This is a genomic window from Dolichospermum sp. FACHB-1250 (assembly GCF_014696335.1).
Taxonomy (GTDB): domain Bacteria; phylum Cyanobacteriota; class Cyanobacteriia; order Cyanobacteriales; family Nostocaceae; genus Dolichospermum; species Dolichospermum planctonicum.
Genome location: NZ_JACJPZ010000024.1, coordinates 57,253 through 72,547, shown reverse-complemented (window position 1 = coordinate 72,547; position 15,295 = coordinate 57,253). Strand labels below are relative to the sequence as shown.

General features: G+C 39.2%; 15 protein-coding genes and 1 tRNA gene. 6 read left to right on the top strand and 10 right to left on the bottom strand.

Translation table 11 applies throughout. From position 1 onward, the window contains the following. On the top strand, positions 1-662 hold a 662-nt coding region (locus H6F39_RS10765), incomplete at its 5' end, for a type ISP restriction/modification enzyme (RefSeq protein ID WP_304506178.1). On the opposite strand, the gene gshB is transcribed toward H6F39_RS10765, so the two are convergent. The 8 genes from gshB to pgeF all read right to left on the bottom strand — a co-directional run bounded on the left by gshB (position 644) and on the right by pgeF (position 7,468). After that, positions 644-1,621 carry a glutathione synthase gene (gene gshB / locus H6F39_RS10760; RefSeq protein ID WP_190396681.1) on the bottom strand — a complete coding sequence of 326 codons (978 nt, stop codon included), beginning with the start codon at positions 1,619-1,621 and terminating at the stop codon, positions 644-646. The two genes, H6F39_RS10765 and gshB, sit on opposite strands and share 19 nt — an antisense overlap. Before the next feature lie 149 nt (positions 1,622-1,770). Then, positions 1,771-2,031, bottom strand: a complete 261-nt coding sequence (gene grxC / locus H6F39_RS10755) for a glutaredoxin 3 (RefSeq protein ID WP_190371414.1) — start codon at positions 2,029-2,031, stop codon at positions 1,771-1,773. A gap of 113 nt (positions 2,032-2,144) precedes the next feature. Next, the gene (gene guaA / locus H6F39_RS10750; RefSeq protein WP_137908099.1) at positions 2,145-3,767 is read right to left on the bottom strand and encodes a glutamine-hydrolyzing GMP synthase; all 1,623 of its coding nucleotides are present in this window, start codon (positions 3,765-3,767) and stop codon (positions 2,145-2,147) included. A gap of 298 nt (positions 3,768-4,065) precedes the next feature. Then, entirely contained in the window at positions 4,066-5,181 is a 1,116-nt protein-coding gene (gene cbiD, locus H6F39_RS10745; protein ID WP_190371415.1) for a cobalt-precorrin-5B (C(1))-methyltransferase CbiD, read from the bottom strand. Positions 5,182-5,216: 35 nt separating this feature from the next. Next, positions 5,217-5,516, bottom strand: coding sequence for a hypothetical protein (locus tag H6F39_RS10740; RefSeq protein ID WP_137908098.1), 300 nt, complete (start codon positions 5,514-5,516; stop codon positions 5,217-5,219). Between the two features lie 45 nt (positions 5,517-5,561). Further along, positions 5,562-6,152: a DUF3177 family protein gene (locus H6F39_RS10735; protein ID WP_190371416.1), complete on the bottom strand. Its 591-nt coding sequence runs from the start codon at positions 6,150-6,152 to the stop codon at positions 5,562-5,564. Positions 6,153-6,337: 185 nt separating this feature from the next. After that, a complete protein-coding gene (locus H6F39_RS10730; RefSeq protein WP_137908092.1) occupies positions 6,338-6,577 on the bottom strand; it encodes a Calvin cycle protein CP12 in 240 nt (79 codons plus the stop codon). 90 nt (positions 6,578-6,667) lie between these two features. Then, complete coding sequence (pgeF, locus tag H6F39_RS10725) at positions 6,668-7,468, bottom strand: peptidoglycan editing factor PgeF (RefSeq protein WP_137908091.1); 801 nt, start codon at positions 7,466-7,468, stop codon at positions 6,668-6,670. 123 nt (positions 7,469-7,591) lie between these two features. On the opposite strand from pgeF, the gene H6F39_RS10720 reads away from it, so the two are divergent. Continuing rightward, complete coding sequence (locus H6F39_RS10720) at positions 7,592-8,398, top strand: biotin--[acetyl-CoA-carboxylase] ligase (RefSeq protein ID WP_137908097.1); 807 nt, start codon at positions 7,592-7,594, stop codon at positions 8,396-8,398. Between the two features lie 86 nt (positions 8,399-8,484). Further along, positions 8,485-10,017: a M23 family metallopeptidase gene (locus H6F39_RS10715; protein ID WP_137908090.1), complete on the top strand. Its 1,533-nt coding sequence runs from the start codon at positions 8,485-8,487 to the stop codon at positions 10,015-10,017. 28 nt (positions 10,018-10,045) lie between these two features. On the opposite strand, the gene H6F39_RS10710 is transcribed toward H6F39_RS10715, so the two are convergent. Next, the gene (locus H6F39_RS10710; RefSeq protein ID WP_190371417.1) at positions 10,046-10,705 is read right to left on the bottom strand and encodes a riboflavin synthase; all 660 of its coding nucleotides are present in this window, start codon (positions 10,703-10,705) and stop codon (positions 10,046-10,048) included. Between the two features lie 348 nt (positions 10,706-11,053). Between H6F39_RS10710 and H6F39_RS10705 the strand changes: the two genes are divergently transcribed. Both H6F39_RS10705 and H6F39_RS10700 read left to right on the top strand, forming a co-directional pair. Beyond that, complete coding sequence (locus tag H6F39_RS10705) at positions 11,054-11,551, top strand: bifunctional nuclease family protein (RefSeq protein ID WP_028082839.1); 498 nt, start codon at positions 11,054-11,056, stop codon at positions 11,549-11,551. A gap of 138 nt (positions 11,552-11,689) precedes the next feature. Further along, positions 11,690-12,820: an aldo/keto reductase gene (locus tag H6F39_RS10700; protein WP_137908088.1), complete on the top strand. Its 1,131-nt coding sequence runs from the start codon at positions 11,690-11,692 to the stop codon at positions 12,818-12,820. Between the two features lie 78 nt (positions 12,821-12,898). Here the strand turns inward: H6F39_RS10700 and H6F39_RS10695 are convergent, their stop codons facing one another. Further along, positions 12,899-14,791 (bottom strand): sodium:proton antiporter, encoded by a 1,893-nt coding sequence (locus H6F39_RS10695; RefSeq protein ID WP_137908087.1) that lies wholly within the window; start codon positions 14,789-14,791, stop codon positions 12,899-12,901. 396 nt (positions 14,792-15,187) lie between these two features. On the opposite strand from H6F39_RS10695, the gene H6F39_RS10690 reads away from it, so the two are divergent. Further along, positions 15,188-15,260 (top strand) — tRNA-Glu (locus tag H6F39_RS10690). Positions 15,261-15,295 lie beyond the last annotated feature (35 nt).

Sequence of the window (15,295 nt, the reverse complement as noted above, 5' to 3'; positions counted from 1 at the left end):
AACATTGTACTGTATCGTTAAAAAGTAGAGAAGCAACTTATGTTTTTCCTCTTTATATCTACCCAAATACAGAAAATAAACAAACAAATCTTTTTGTAGAAAAAACTCCTAACCTATCCCCAAAATTCTTAGAAGCTATTAAAGAAAAACTTGGTAAAATACCCCCACCAGAACAAATTTTTTACTATGCTTATGCTATTTTTCACAGTCCTACATACCGCACTAGATACGCTGAATTTCTAAAGATAGATTTTCCCCGTCTTCCCTTAACTAGTAATCAAAACCTATTTAACTCCTTAGCTATCAAGGGAGAAGAATTAGTTAATTTACATTTAATGAAATCTCATACACTCAATAATTTAATGACAACTTATCAACAAATAGGAGATAATCAAATTACTGAGGTTACTTATCATTCAGAATTGCAAAGAGTATATGTTAATAAACAGAATTACTTTACCAATATTCCTCAACATATCTGGGAATTTAAAATCGGTGGATATCAAGTATTAGATAAATGGTTAAAAGACAGAAAAAACGCTAAACGAGAATTATCTACCCAAGAAATTAACCATTATCAAAAAGTTGTTATCTCCTTAACAGAAACTTTCCGAATCATGGAGGAAATTGATCAAATTATTCCTCATTTTCCCTTCAAATGAATATTCGCTTCTACCCATTGAATTACTTGATAACCAAGATTAGTACCATTAAGTCGATCAATTTCCCTGACTCCGGTAGGACTTGTCACATTAACTTCCGTAAGGTAGCCACCAATGACATCAATACCAACGAAAATTAACCCATCTTGACGGAGTTTTGCGGCTAAATGAGTGCAAATTTCCTCTTCTCTTGGGGTGATATTAGTTTTTGCGACAGTACCACCAGTTGCCATATTATTACGAAAATCACTACCGCTGGCAATACGATTAAGCGCACCTATGGCTTGACCATTGAGTAAGATAATCCGTTTATCTCCCTCCTTGGCTTGAGGTAAATAATTTTGTACCATGACGGGAATTTGACCATGAACTGTGCTAAGTTCAACAATAGAATTAAAATTGCGATCGCTTGCTTGTAAAAATAAAATTCCTTCTCCAGCTTTATTTCCCAGTGGTTTGAGAATTGTCGCTGCTTTGGCTACCACAAACTCGCGGATAACCTGTTTATCAGCACTAACAATGGTTTCGGGAACACATTCCCGAAACTGAAGGGCGTACATTTTTTCATTCGCACTACGAATACCAGCAGGGTTATTGATGACTAGAGTTTTATTTTGGTCAATATAATCCAAAATATAAGTAGCATAAAGATAAGCGTCATTTATTGGTGGATCAGTCCGCATAAATACGGCATCCATTTCTTCTAAAGGAATAAAAACCCTAGGGCTTAATTTAAACCAATTATCAACCGCTAACCAACGTCCCTCCACCAACTTTACAGGAACAAGCTCTACTTGTTGGGATACAGCCCAAGCTTTGCCATCAATTACACTTAGTAAATTTGCTTGAGTTATCCATATTTCATGTCCCAAAATTTGCCCTGCTTCCATCAGTGCCACACTGGTATCATGACATGGATCAAGTTTATGTATAGGATCAATAATAAAAGCCAGTTTCACCCTTTATACCTCTGTTATCCATGAATTTTCACATTAAAGAATATTCAAGATCCCCGACTTCTCAAATTCATTTATGTATCTCAGAGCAAGAAAAATGAGAGTAAGAACTTGGGGATCTGATACATAATCTTTTAATCTTAATTAGGTAATTAAGATGCTAACATCTCATCTAATTTACCTTGACGTTCTAAGGCGTGTATATCATCACAACCACCTATGTGATGATCATTAATAAAAATTTGGGGTAGAGAACGTCTACCATTAGCTCGCTGTGCCATTTTTGCTCTTGCGTCCTCATCTCCGTCAATACTATATTCAGTAAAATTAACACCTTTATTGTTCAGTAGACTTTTAGCACGGAGACAAAAAGGGCAAGTTGACCAAGTATAAATTTCTACTTTTGCAGTCATAATATTCTCAACAAAACGTCATAATTCTTAATTTTACTGATCAGGATAGGTAAAAGGCAACTAATAGCTGTTAATTACCAATTACCAATTACCAATTACCTATTACCTATTATCTATTCCCACTCAATAGTTCCTGGTGGTTTAGAAGTGATATCATAAACCACACGATTAACCCCTTTCACTTCATTGACAATGCGGTTAGAAATGGCTTCTAGCACGTCATAAGGAATCCGCGCCCAGTCTGCGGTCATCCCATCCTCGCTGGTAACAATCCGTAAAACAATAGGATGGGCATAGGTACGTTTATCACCCATAACTCCAACGCTGCGAATGGGTAAAAGGACAGCAAAAGCTTGCCAAACCTGATTATACAAGCCGCGTTGGTTAATTTCTTGACGGACGATTAAATCAGCATCTCGCAAAATATTTAAGCGTTCAGCAGTGACCTCCCCTAAAATGCGAATTGCTAAACCCGGTCCGGGAAAAGGTTGACGTTGGACAATTTCTTCTGGTAAACCAATAGAACGACCAACTTTACGAACTTCGTCTTTAAATAGTTTTCGCAGTGGTTCTACCAGTTTAAATCTTAAGTCCTTTGGTAAACCACCCACATTGTGATGACTTTTAATTTTCACTGCTACCCGTTCCCCAGTTTTGGGGTCAACATTGGTATCAGCAGATTCAATCACGTCTGGATAGAGTGTTCCTTGAGCCAAGTAGTCGAAGTGTCCAAGATTCTTGGATGTTTCCTCAAAAACACTGATAAATTCATGTCCAATGCGCCGACGTTTCTCCTCTGGGTCTGTGACTCCAGCGATAGCTGAGATAAATCGCTCACGGGCATTGACATATTCTACAGGAATATGGAATTGTTCTTTAAATAACTTTACTAACCTTTCGGGTTCTAATTTCCGCATAAAACCCTGGTCAATAAATACACAGGTTAACTGTTCACCAATGGCTTTATACAAAAGAAAGGCCAAAGTAGAAGAATCTACCCCACCAGACAATGCTAATAATACCCGTTTATCCCCTACCTTGGTGCGAATTTCCTGAATGGCTTCCTCAACAAAAGCCGCTGTTGTCCAAGTAGGTTCACATTCACAGATATGATAAACAAAATTACGAATTAAAGCTAAACCACCCTGAGAATGGACGACTTCGGGGTGAAACTGTACGCCATAAAGTTTTTTGTCGTGATGAGCGATCGCTGCACAAGGTGTATTGTGGGTATGGGCAAGCAGTTCAAAGCCTGGAGGTAGGCTTGTAACTGAATCTCCATGACTCATCCACATAGTTGTACCCTCTTCGACATTAGTTAATAAGTCTGTAGGATCATCTATATATAGAGATGCTTTACCATATTCACCTCGTTCCGCTTTGGTAACTTCCCCACCCAATTGATTAACCATCAATTGCATACCATAGCACACTCCCAGAACTGGTATTCCCAACTTCCAAATTTCTGAGTCACAATGGGGAGCAAAGTCACTATATACAGAACTAGGGCCACCAGAAAGAATAATACCTTTGGGGTTAAGTTGACGTAACTGTTCCGCTGTGGTGCGGTAGGAAAGAACTTCGGAATATACTTGAGTTTCGCGGATACGACGCGCAATTAACTCAGAATATTGAGAACCAAAGTCTAAAATTACAATTATTTGCTGTTTCAGGTTCCCCAAATTTTGTTGTGTTTGAGGTACTTCAACCGTTGGTAGAGTCACCGCTGTATTCATGGTAGCCAAGGTGTGTCGTTAAGGATAGAAAGTCACAGTCTGTGATTTTGATGATTTTTGTGATTAATAGTCATAACTGTTAAATTAATCATCGAAATCAAATTCAAATTTCAAATTTAGTATTAAAAAAAATATTTATTTGAGTTATTTATACCAATTTAAGACCAAGCAGCCAGATTAGACTAGTAGATTTCAATTATCATTAACCGCAAAGACGGATAAGTTAATTGATAAATTTGATAATTCTGGAGTGACTATTTGCCTACTTTAAATTGGTATGATGATAATTCTTATTAATTTAGCACAATTTTTCCAGTAAGATACAACCAGTTTTGCTTTTTACAAAAATTTGGCGATCGCGGTCAAACAGGACGCAACCGCAAGCTATACTAGTTTTACCTTGTTCATTGTGGCTATTGATATATACTTGGCTACGGGTGTCAATTGCTTCAGCAATTGCACTATAGACTAGATTTACCCAATTACTACCAGTATTAATATCAAGGTTTTTCAGGTGTTTTAGTGCTGCTTCGGCTGTAGGACTGTGAAAAATGGTTTGAATATCGGTCGCATTTAAACCGAGCATAGCACAATGGCTGGTTAAAATTTCCCGACGACCATCAGCCAAATGATGATGGGTGTGAAAAATTCCCCCCGCTAGTTTCATCAATTTACCATGATAACCAAATAATAAAATTTCTTTGACACCTAAGACATCAGCAGCTACTAACATTGGTCCCAACCAATTGGCGGTTTTTATCAACTGTGCGGGATTTATACCGATTTTCTGGGCTAAATCTAGCCCATTTTCCCCAATACAAAATACCAAAGTTGTAAATTTACTAGCCCTTTCCTCTAGATTAGCACGAAAAGCCGCTAATTGATCCGGTGTGCTTAAAGGTTGAGAAATACCCGTTGTTCCCAGTAAAGATAGTCCCTCTACTACACCAAAAGCTGAGTTAGAAGTACGGATGGCCAGCGATCGCCCTTCTGGTAAAATAATAGTAACTTTGATTTTTTCCGTCTCTGTTAATAATTTACGTAAATTTTCCTGAAATAACCGTTGAGCGTAAGTATAAATTGCGGCTTTACCATCATCATTGAGTTTTTTCCCAATACCTTCTCCACCCTGAATAATTACTGATTCTCCATCTCCTTCGTACCATTCTACCACGGACCAAATTGGTGTATTTTTAGTTAAATCCAGATTATCACCAGGATCACTGCGAGTCATAGCCAGGGCTTGATTTTCTGATATTCCTGCTACTTGGTCAATGGGTATTTCTCCCATTTTAGCAGGTTCAAGCAAGTCTATGGAGACAGAATTTATATTTTTACGATAACGTAGCCAATGTAAAGCCGCAACAGCAGCAGCACAAGCGAAAACTGGTAAAGTGTATCCAGAACGGGACATAGTGACAATTGAAAATTCAAAAAACCCTGACTAATCTAAACACCAACTTCCGACAATAAAACCTGCATATTTTCCCAGGAAATATCCTTTTCCAGATAACGGGGTGACTCAGGATGATAGGGACTTGCTATTCTATCAATAGTGATAATTTTAGCAGCTTCAGATAACACAGGAACATCAGGATCAAAAGCAGTTGAACGCATTAAAGAACTAGAAAAGCCTTTAAAAACAGCAATTGTATCAGTTTCACCGTCAACTTCCACATTGATAATAAGCACCTCTTGTGGTCTTTTAACTGTGTATTGTTCCAGTCTTTTACTAATAGGACTATTCATAATTTTAACATGAGTGACCTTTGAGCGACTTGCCATGAGACACAATTAATGTGTAGTCGAACGTCCATATTTACTGAGTTTGAACGCGACAAAATAACTTAAATACACTATGTAAAATCCCAAAGTAACTATACCGATAAAACCGAGAAAAGCAGGTGTACTCTTATGGTGGAAATAGTCTTTAAAGACTAATGGTGCTTCCAACCAAACACTACAGTAAGGAGTTTTCAGCGTATTAGCCGAAAAAGCGCAACGTAAAAAAGGTAAAAGGGCTAACGCTCCTAAACTACAATAAACCGTTGTTGCCCAACGCCAAGAGGTAAAAATCAGTTTTAATGCACCTTGGGGATGATACTCAATTTCATCATTGATATCCACCCAAAACCATAGTGCCATAGGGACGAGAATCCGTGCCATTAAAGCAGATATAAAACCAACTCCCAAGCCACCAATCATTAAATAGATAGTAATGGCTAATAGACTAGCTACACGCCAGTAAATCATTAATAAGCGTTGCATGGCTTCAGATTTTTGCACAAATGCCCAAATTAGGAGAATTATGGGAATAATCAGCACAAATAATAATTCTAGCCAATAGTCCATCCAAACATAGGGGCGAAACCATACTTCTGTCATAGAGTCAATAGAAAACTAGAAAAATTTGTAACTGGATATTTGATAGCGTAGCTTGTCTTGAGCCATGAAAGAAAAAAAGTCAGTTTTGGTATTCTGTTCAAAAGTGAAAAACGGGGGGTTTATTCCCCGTCTGGTGCAAAATTCCCGTAAATTGTCACTTAGTGAAAAAAGTACAACTGCTGGTTTTAGTCTTCATAAAGACGGCACTCATCTGCGTCTGGATTAGCATCGCAATACTTTTCTAGAGAGTTTTTAGGCTTGTCTTGGCTCTGGTGAGATGCTGCGGCTTGAAGTTCTTCTACTGCGTCCCAAGCAGCAGCACACGCAGCGGAATTACTACCGGAAATGTCGCATACAGCCCGAGCTTCTTCAACTTCTTCTTGGATTTTTGCTTGGATATCGCTATTGGTTTGGGTATTAGTCATGATTGTGTCCCGTTATGTTTTGTTTATACCAATATAGAACAACTTTGGAAATGGCAAGTTTTCTTTCTATGAATAACCATTCTTACACTTTTAGTGATAATTCGGTTGGGTAATATCATCTAAACTGACAATTCCTGACCATTGCACCTTTTTCTGCTGTTCTCGACGATAGGAAAAGAAATGTTCTGGAGTTTGGAAAGTACAATAGGGTGCGATGGCAATTTGTTCTAAACTAACTCCCAACTGTTCCAACTGTAAAGCATTTACCTGACGCACATCTAAACGCACTTTTCCCGGTTCTGTATCACTGAGTAAAGGTGAATTTGGTAAATCACGCAAAGCAGCAATAATTTTTTCTGGTTCGTTGTGTGGTATAACGCTACTGCCAATTTCTGCGGCTACTTCCACCGCCACTTGATAAACTTCACCCGCAATAGCCGGACCCATTGCCACACGCAAATCTGCTAAATTACTGCCGTGGGCTTGCATTCTATGAATAGCTGCCGGGACAATTTTCGCCGCAGTACCGCGCCAACCAGCGTGTAAAGCCGCTACTTGTCCAGTTTTGACATCTCCAATCAAAACAGGTGTACAGTCAGCAGAGGCCACCCAGACAGCTTGTAAAGGTTGATGACTAATTAAACCATCTGCTAAAGCCAAATCATCATCACTGATGTTAACATAATGATCAACTTCCTGGGGAGTCAAAACAGTATTGCCATGTACCTGTTTTAAGCGATAAACTAAGGCCTCTGGTTGTAGTGCCTCAGTTAGCTCATGAGGTAGACGTGGCCAAAACCGTTGGGTAAAGAAACCATGAGGCCAGGGTTTTAGAAGATTACAAGTTAGGTAGGGTAGACCTTCCCAATTGTGCCAATGCCAAGTGTGCATCTTTAACCAAACCTCAACAGAAAATTAACAACTTTCAATCAATTCAATGTTAACTTGAACAACGGCCAAAACAGATTTGCCAAAAAGCCAAAAAAATCTTCAAGTCAATTATGGGGCAATGCAGTGGAATTTAATCGGCAACTTTTGGTAGATAGCTTAAAAGCAGAATATAAGCATCAAGACTTACCATTCTCCCTACATATTTTTAATACATTATCCTCCACAAATCAAACCCTGTGGCAACTCATTCACCAAGGAGAAAAACCAGGCTGTATAGTTATTGCTACTCAACAAACCGCAGGGAGAGGCCAATGGGGTCGTCAATGGCAGTCTCCTGCTGGCGGTCTATATCTTTCGATGGCAATAGATCCTAAACTAGAAGCTACCAATAGTTATCAACTTACCTTGGCCAGCGCTTGGGGCATTACAGCACAATTACGAAAATGTGGTTTACCAGTGGGCATAAAATGGCCGAATGATTTAGTATTAAATAGTCGCAAATTAGGCGGCATTTTGACGGAAACCAAAGTTAATCAAGGACAAATCACTCAAGCCGTTATTGGTGTTGGTATTAACTGGGAAAATCAGGTTCCGTCCACAGGAATTAATCTGAAATTATGGCAAAATTCCCAGAATTATCAGATGATAGATCACCTAGAAATGCTAACTTCAAAGGTTTTACTAGGAATTAAGTCCGGTATAGAGTGTTTACAAGCAGAAGGAATAAGTATACTCTTATCTAACTATCTTGATGTCCTCACAAATATGGGTGATCAGGTTTATGTCAATAATCTTTTAGGTACAGTAGTTGGTGTAACTCAAGAGGGTAATCTCCGGTTAAAAATGACAACTGATGATCCAAAAGCACCAATAACACCCGAAATTTGCTGCCAACCAGGTACAATTAGTTTGGGTTATCGTCAAGCTTAGGTTTCATCTGGTAGGATAGTACACATCCATCCAACATTTAATGACATCATTTTCTTAGGTTTATTACACACAAAAAAAGAGAACAAATGACGCAGCATCATAAATCTGCCCATAAAAATTTTTACTTAAGTGGGATGAGTAAAGGTTTTGCTTCTAAACTACCGGGACGAGGCCTTTGTCTACTAACTAGCTTTAGTCTTATCGGTAGCGGTTTTGTGGCTGCAAGTGAAAGTTCATCAATATACAACATTGTCCCAACTATTGAGAATTCCCAACCAAAAGCAGCAGCCAAATCAGCTCAGCCAGAAACTATTGTGTCACCAACAGCACAACCAAAAACAGATTTTTCTGAACGCCAAGCTAGGCTAAAAAAAAGGCTAAGTAGTAAAAGTGGATATAGAGCTATACAAGCTATTAGAGATGCAAAATCCAGAGGTGAAAATGCTCAACAGTCGGAAGCTGACTCCCTAGCCAAAACACTCCCGGAAGTCTCCCGAACAACCAAAATCTCTGAGGAGACTACCATAGATACAGGGAGTAACGCAAAGGATTACAACAACAATTATATTGATCCCACTGAGTACAAAAATCCCGACACAGGTAACTATCAATCCCCAAGTTCTGTAGTAGTGACAGAACGTTCTAGAGGTTGTCGAACAATTTTAGGCGCAGGTGCTTGTGCTAAAACTACCCAAAATCGCCCCGTGGCTAAGTTTCAAGGATCATCACCGACTTGGCTGAAAAAAAGTGCAACTGCTAAATTACCGACCGTTTTCCCCGCCAAAAAATCAGCCTGGACACCTATAACTGGAAATAACAATCAGCAAAAGAATATTGCTGAAAATGTTACTAATAGTGACAGTAAAATTAGTCGGACTCGACATAATTGGCGGTCAAGGGCAATTGAAAACAGAACTGATACCCGCAATTATACAAGTCATACAAAAGCAGCCTATCATCGCCGTCGCTTTCTCCCTCATCCTGGGGAATTTAGCACTACAATTGTGAGCGCTAATCCTATCGCTCCCCCGGTGGGTAGTTTACCAGCACCAGTGATGGAGGGCAATGTTGCTCCTCGTGCCAGTATGGTGTCTTATAAGTTCTCCCTGGCATCAGTCTTACCAGAAGTTCCTTATACTAATACCATTGCCTATCGTGGTGGTAGTGGTTCGGGAATGATCTTCCCTCTAGCTATCGCTGCCCCAATTACTTCTTTGTTTGGCTGGCGAGTTCATCCTATCACAGGTGATAGTCGCTTTCACACTGGCACAGACTTGGGGGCACCCACGGGAACACCAATTTTAGCAGCAGCTAAAGGTCAAGTCGAGACTGCTAACTGGGTTAGTGGTTACGGTTTAGCTGTGATCATTAATCATGCTTCGGCTCAACAAACTCTCTACGGTCATATGTCAGAAATCTTTGTTCAACCCGGCCAATGGGTAGAACCAGGAACTGTCCTTGGCTTAGTTGGTAACACGGGTAATTCTACTGGTTCTCACTTGCACTTTGAAGTCCGTCACCTCACCCAAAATGGATGGGTGGCTGTTGACCCAGGTGTACAGTTAGAGGGTGGAATCAGTCAATTGATACAATCTCAGCGGATAGCCCAAGCTCGTTAATTAAGGTAGGGGGAATTGCCAATTCCCTCTACAAATACCCATTTTCTGCTAAAAATGCAGTTGTAATATCCCCTTTTTGATGGTGATTATTTCCAGGAGTGAGGAACTTTTCTACGTATTTACCCAAGATGTCTGCTTCTAAATTTACCCAACTCCCTGGGACTAAATGACTCAGATTGGTTTCGGCATAAGTCAGCGGTATGACTGCGACTGTAAATTGAGATAACTCTGATTTATATTCAGCGACCGTTAGGCTGATACCATTAACAGCAATACTACCTTTAGGAACAATATAACGAGCGATCGCATCGGGAGCAACAAAGGTCATTTCCCAGGAACTAGCAGTTTGTTTAGATGTTATTAACTGACCAATTCCATCTACATGACCCATGACAAAATGACCACCGACTTTACCACCTACTCGCAGCGATGTTTCTAAGTTAACATATCTTTGCTGAGTTTCTTCTTGACCTAATGTTGTGCGCCCGAGGGTTTCTGGTGAAGCGGTGGCAATAAATCCATCTTTTAATATTTCTTCAACCGTCAGACAGACTCCATCTACAGCTATACTATCACCATAAGCCAAGTCCTGAACGATTGTCTGTGGCTGACTAAGATAACTAATCTGCCACAAATCTCCCCCACGGGGTTTTATCGTTCCTAAACCTTGAATTAATCCTGTAAACACAGCTTTTGCGAAAATAATTTTATTTATTGCCTAATTTTGGCGGAAATCAACTCATAATTATCGGAAAAAATTTACAGCCCGTAGGTTTAATTTATTTCCCGATTTTGCTAAATGAATATTAACATATTAACATCACTCCCAGGGCTTACTTGAATTTAAAGGTTAAAGAAGGATAAAATATGAAGGATAAATAAATTAGTTGTTAATATGGTATGAAATAGGTTTATTTATACCTCATTGCTAGGAGACCACAACAACAGTCAACGAACCATTAATTTTTAATTTTCAGAAGAGTGTATTGTCTGCTACATAGTTCCAAGCGATTAAAGAATTTTAGAGGCTGAACCAATGATAGAAATGAAAGTCGCTGGTATAGCATTAGATGCCATCACCCGCAGCCCGATTGTACTCCTGAAAGATGGTTCAGATCGTCGCGCTTTGCCCATTTACATCGGTCAAGAACAAGCGAGAGCAATTATGGGGGCTATGGAAAATCAAAAGCCTCCTAGACCTTTAACCCATGACCTGATGGTAAATATGCTGGAGGCGTGGAATATGACCTTAGATAGAGTCATTATTCATACTCTGCAAAAGGATACCTTTTATGCTGCGTTAATTCTTCAGCAAGGGGATGTCAAAAAAGAAATTGATGCTCGTCCCAGTGATGCGATCGCTATTGCCCTACGTACAAATACCCCTATTTGGGTGATGGAAGAAGTAGTCGCTGATGCTTCTATCCCCGTAGATCGTGATGCTGATGAAGCTGAACAGGAGGCCTTCCGCGAATTTATTTCTAATCTCCGTCCCGAGGACTTAATTAAGCGGTTTGGCAATGGAGAAAGCTAGTACCGCAGGAAAGTATTGAGTAATAATTACTGAGTTGTCAAAGCTGAGAATTGAGAAAACACAAAAAAAATTATTTTATTATTTCTCTATTCTTTCCTCAACTCAGCCATCATTTACTTAACTGGATAAATTGGATTCATGCAATATCGTCGTTTTGGTAAAACTAATTTACATCTTTCTGTTTTTTCTTTGGGAACAATGCGCTATTTAACTGATAGCGAAAATGTCCAGCAAACCATTGAAAAAGCCTTATCTTTAGGAATTAATCATCTAGAAACAGCTAGAGGTTATGGTGAGTGCGAAGCATATCTGGCTAAAGCTATTAAGGCTGGTTTATCAATACCTCGTCATCAACTTTATATTACTACCAAAATTCCGCCTACAGCGGATGCTGATACCATGCGTCAGTATATTGATGAATCTTTAAAACGGTTAAATTTAGATTATTTAGATTGTCTAGGAATTCATGGATTAAATACTTGGCAACATTTAGAATGGGTACAATCAAAAAACGGCTGTATGCTGGCTGTACAAGAGGCTATAAATGATGGCAGAGTTAGACATATTGGTTTTTCTACCCACGGTGGATTAGATCTAATTTTAGCAGCTATAAATACAGATTTTTTTGAATTTGTCAATCTGCATTATTACTATTTTTTCCAACGTAATACCGCCGCAATTCAATTAGCAATAGAGAAAGATATGGGGGTTTTTATTATTTCTCCCGCTGATAAAGGGGGAAAATTATATAGTCCACCCCAAAGATTAAAAGAACTTTGTCATCCATTCACACCCTTAGATTTTAATTATCGTTTTCTGCTAAATGATAAACGCATTACTACCTTGAGTATAGGACCAGCAAAACCGGAAGAGTTAGTAATATCTCCAGAAATTTTTGCTCATAAAAATGAATTAACAAAAGCGGAAATTGATATTTTAGAAAGATTAGAAACTCAGCAAAATAATGTTTTATTAACTGATAAATGTAGTCAATGTTATGCTTGTTTACCTTGTCCCGAAAATATTCATATTCCCGAAGTTTTAAGATTAAGAAATTTAGCCGTAGCCTACAATATGACAGATTATGGACAATATCGTTATGGAATGTTTGAAAAAGCCGGTCATTGGTTTCCAGGAATGAAAGCCAACCGTTGTACAGAATGTGGTGATTGTTTACCCAAATGTCCAGAAAATTTAGATATTCCTACCTTATTAAAAGATACCCATGAAAGATTACAAGGGAAAGCAGGAAGAAGATTATGGGAGTAAAAAAATCAAATGTAGAGATGTTACCAGCAACATCTCTACAAATATTAAAGATAATGGATATTTAAATTACGGAAATCTTTAAACATTAGTATTTTTGCTCCTGATTTCTTCGACTTCTGCTAATGTTTCCACCGTTAAAGGTGTAGATTGACTCGCACCAGAGAGCAGTTTTAAAAGATTAGGACGGGAATCATATAATAGATAGATAATGCGATCGCCAATTTCCCATTCTTGGGTAGCTGACATTACCTGTAAACGTTCTTCCCGTTCTAGCAAAAGAGGTATTAAAATCCCATCCTGAATTTTTTCTTGTATATGTTCTTGTTGAGATGCAAATTCTGCCACATTTAATGTAGTTGCACCTAACTTAACCTGTCCATTACTTAAATATTCATTCCAAGTTTTTATTGGTAAATCAGAAACAAAAGCCTGATCAACTTTACTATTAACCAAAGGAGAACCTTGAGGGTGACGGGGAAAAGCAGCTAAAACACAGGGGGGATTAAATTCCTCAGCTGCCCGTTGTGCTAAAACAAAATTTACCTCACCATTACTTGTAATTGCCAAAAAAGTACCCATTGAACCAATTCCGGCCTCTTCGAGTATTTCCCCGTCCAAAGCACTACTAGCAATTACCCTAAGATTTTGGGCTTCAGCTTGGGCTAAACGTTCTGGATCAGTATCAATCATCACGACACTTTCTCCCCGTTCTTGAAAAAAGCGAGCAATTAATAAACCCAAAGGATTACAGCCGACAATTACCGCCCCAGTTGCGTCTTGAGAAGTAATTCTTAACAATTTAACCAACCAGCCAGCGGTTAAACCTTGACAAAAAACTGTCATAATAATTGTTAAAAACACTAAAGCCTTAATTGAGTCACCACCATTAATGCCGCGTTGGGTGAGTAAAATCGCAAATAAAGAAGCCACAGAAGCGGAAACTATGCCTCTGGGTGCAACCCAACTTAAAAATAGTTTTTGTCGCCAATTTAAGTCACTGTTCCAAGTACAAAGAATGATATTAATGGGACGGACGACAAACATTAACACCAAAACAGTCAATAAACTCCCCCAACCCAAAGCCAAGACACTGGCAATAGATAAATCAGCCGCTAGGAGGATGAATAAAACAGAAACACTGAGAATGGTAAGTTGATTTTTAAAACTTCGCAATAAACGTTCTTCGGGAACTGAAGAGTTAGCAAATACCGCACCAGCCACCACTGTAGTCATAATTCCCGACTCGCTGCGGATGATTTGCGCTAGGGTGAATAATACCCATAACATTGCCAGTACAACCAGATTTTTCAGTTCAAAGGAGATGAAATTGGCCCGTTTGAAGATCCAACTCATTAAGTAGCCACCAATACCACCTATACCCGCACCTACACCGAAACGTAAGAGGAGACCAATAATGGCATTAATCGGGTCTGTATCACCGTTTAAAATCGTATCTAGGACTACATAAGCCAGAATAGCACCCACGGGATCAATGATAATCCCTTCTCCTTCTAACAGCGTTGCTACTTGTCTATCTACATTAATTTGTTGAATTAATGGACCAATGACAGTTGGACCAGTAACAACAACAATAGACGCATAGAGAAAAGCTATATTCCAAGGAAATTCACCCAACCAGTGAGCGGCCAGACTACCCCCCAACAGAGTGATCATTGTTCCCAGTGTCACAAGTAACTGTAAACTAACGGAAACCTTGCCCAACTCTTGCCGATCTAATTTCAGTCCTCCCTCAAACAAAATGATTGCCGTTGCTAGGGAAACAATCACTTCTAATCCTGCCCCTAGTAAGTGCGGTTGCAATAGTCCCAAACCGTCTTTACCCAAAAGAATGCCTAATAGCAGTAGTAAGACAATGCTGGGTAGCTTGAAATATGCAGCCATTACCTGGGCGCTAATGCCCGCAAAAACAGTGATCACCATCTGGATGGTGATTTCAAAAGGTGCTTCCATGTTGTAGATTTTGAGCCATAGATTTCAAATCAAAATCCTGTGTACAGAATCATATAGCAAGGAAACTGGTAAACAAGAGTATCTGGAGACCTTCATAGGCGGCGTTGCCCAAACCAAGCATGAATTTAGGTGTAGAGACGTTCCATGGAACTTCTCTACAAGAGTTTGGATATCATCAAAAATCATTTTCACACATCAAATCAGCAACGCCCATAGGAAAACAGTACCCACCAAAGTTATCTCACTAAGATTTTAGTAGATTTTATCCAACCGTCAGCAGTTTATTTCCCCTGCTCGCGCCTCTAACCCTTTCCCAGACTGCTCAAAAAAATTTTTTCCCAACCTATTGACATCCTCAAAAAAATCCGCTATATTGTTTAAAGTGATGAGAAACAAGCCCCCATCGTCTAGAGGCCTAGGACACCTCCCTTTCACGGAGGTAACAGGGATTCGAATTCCCTTGGGGGTACTAAGGAAGGGATAGAAAAGTTTTTTCTATCCTTT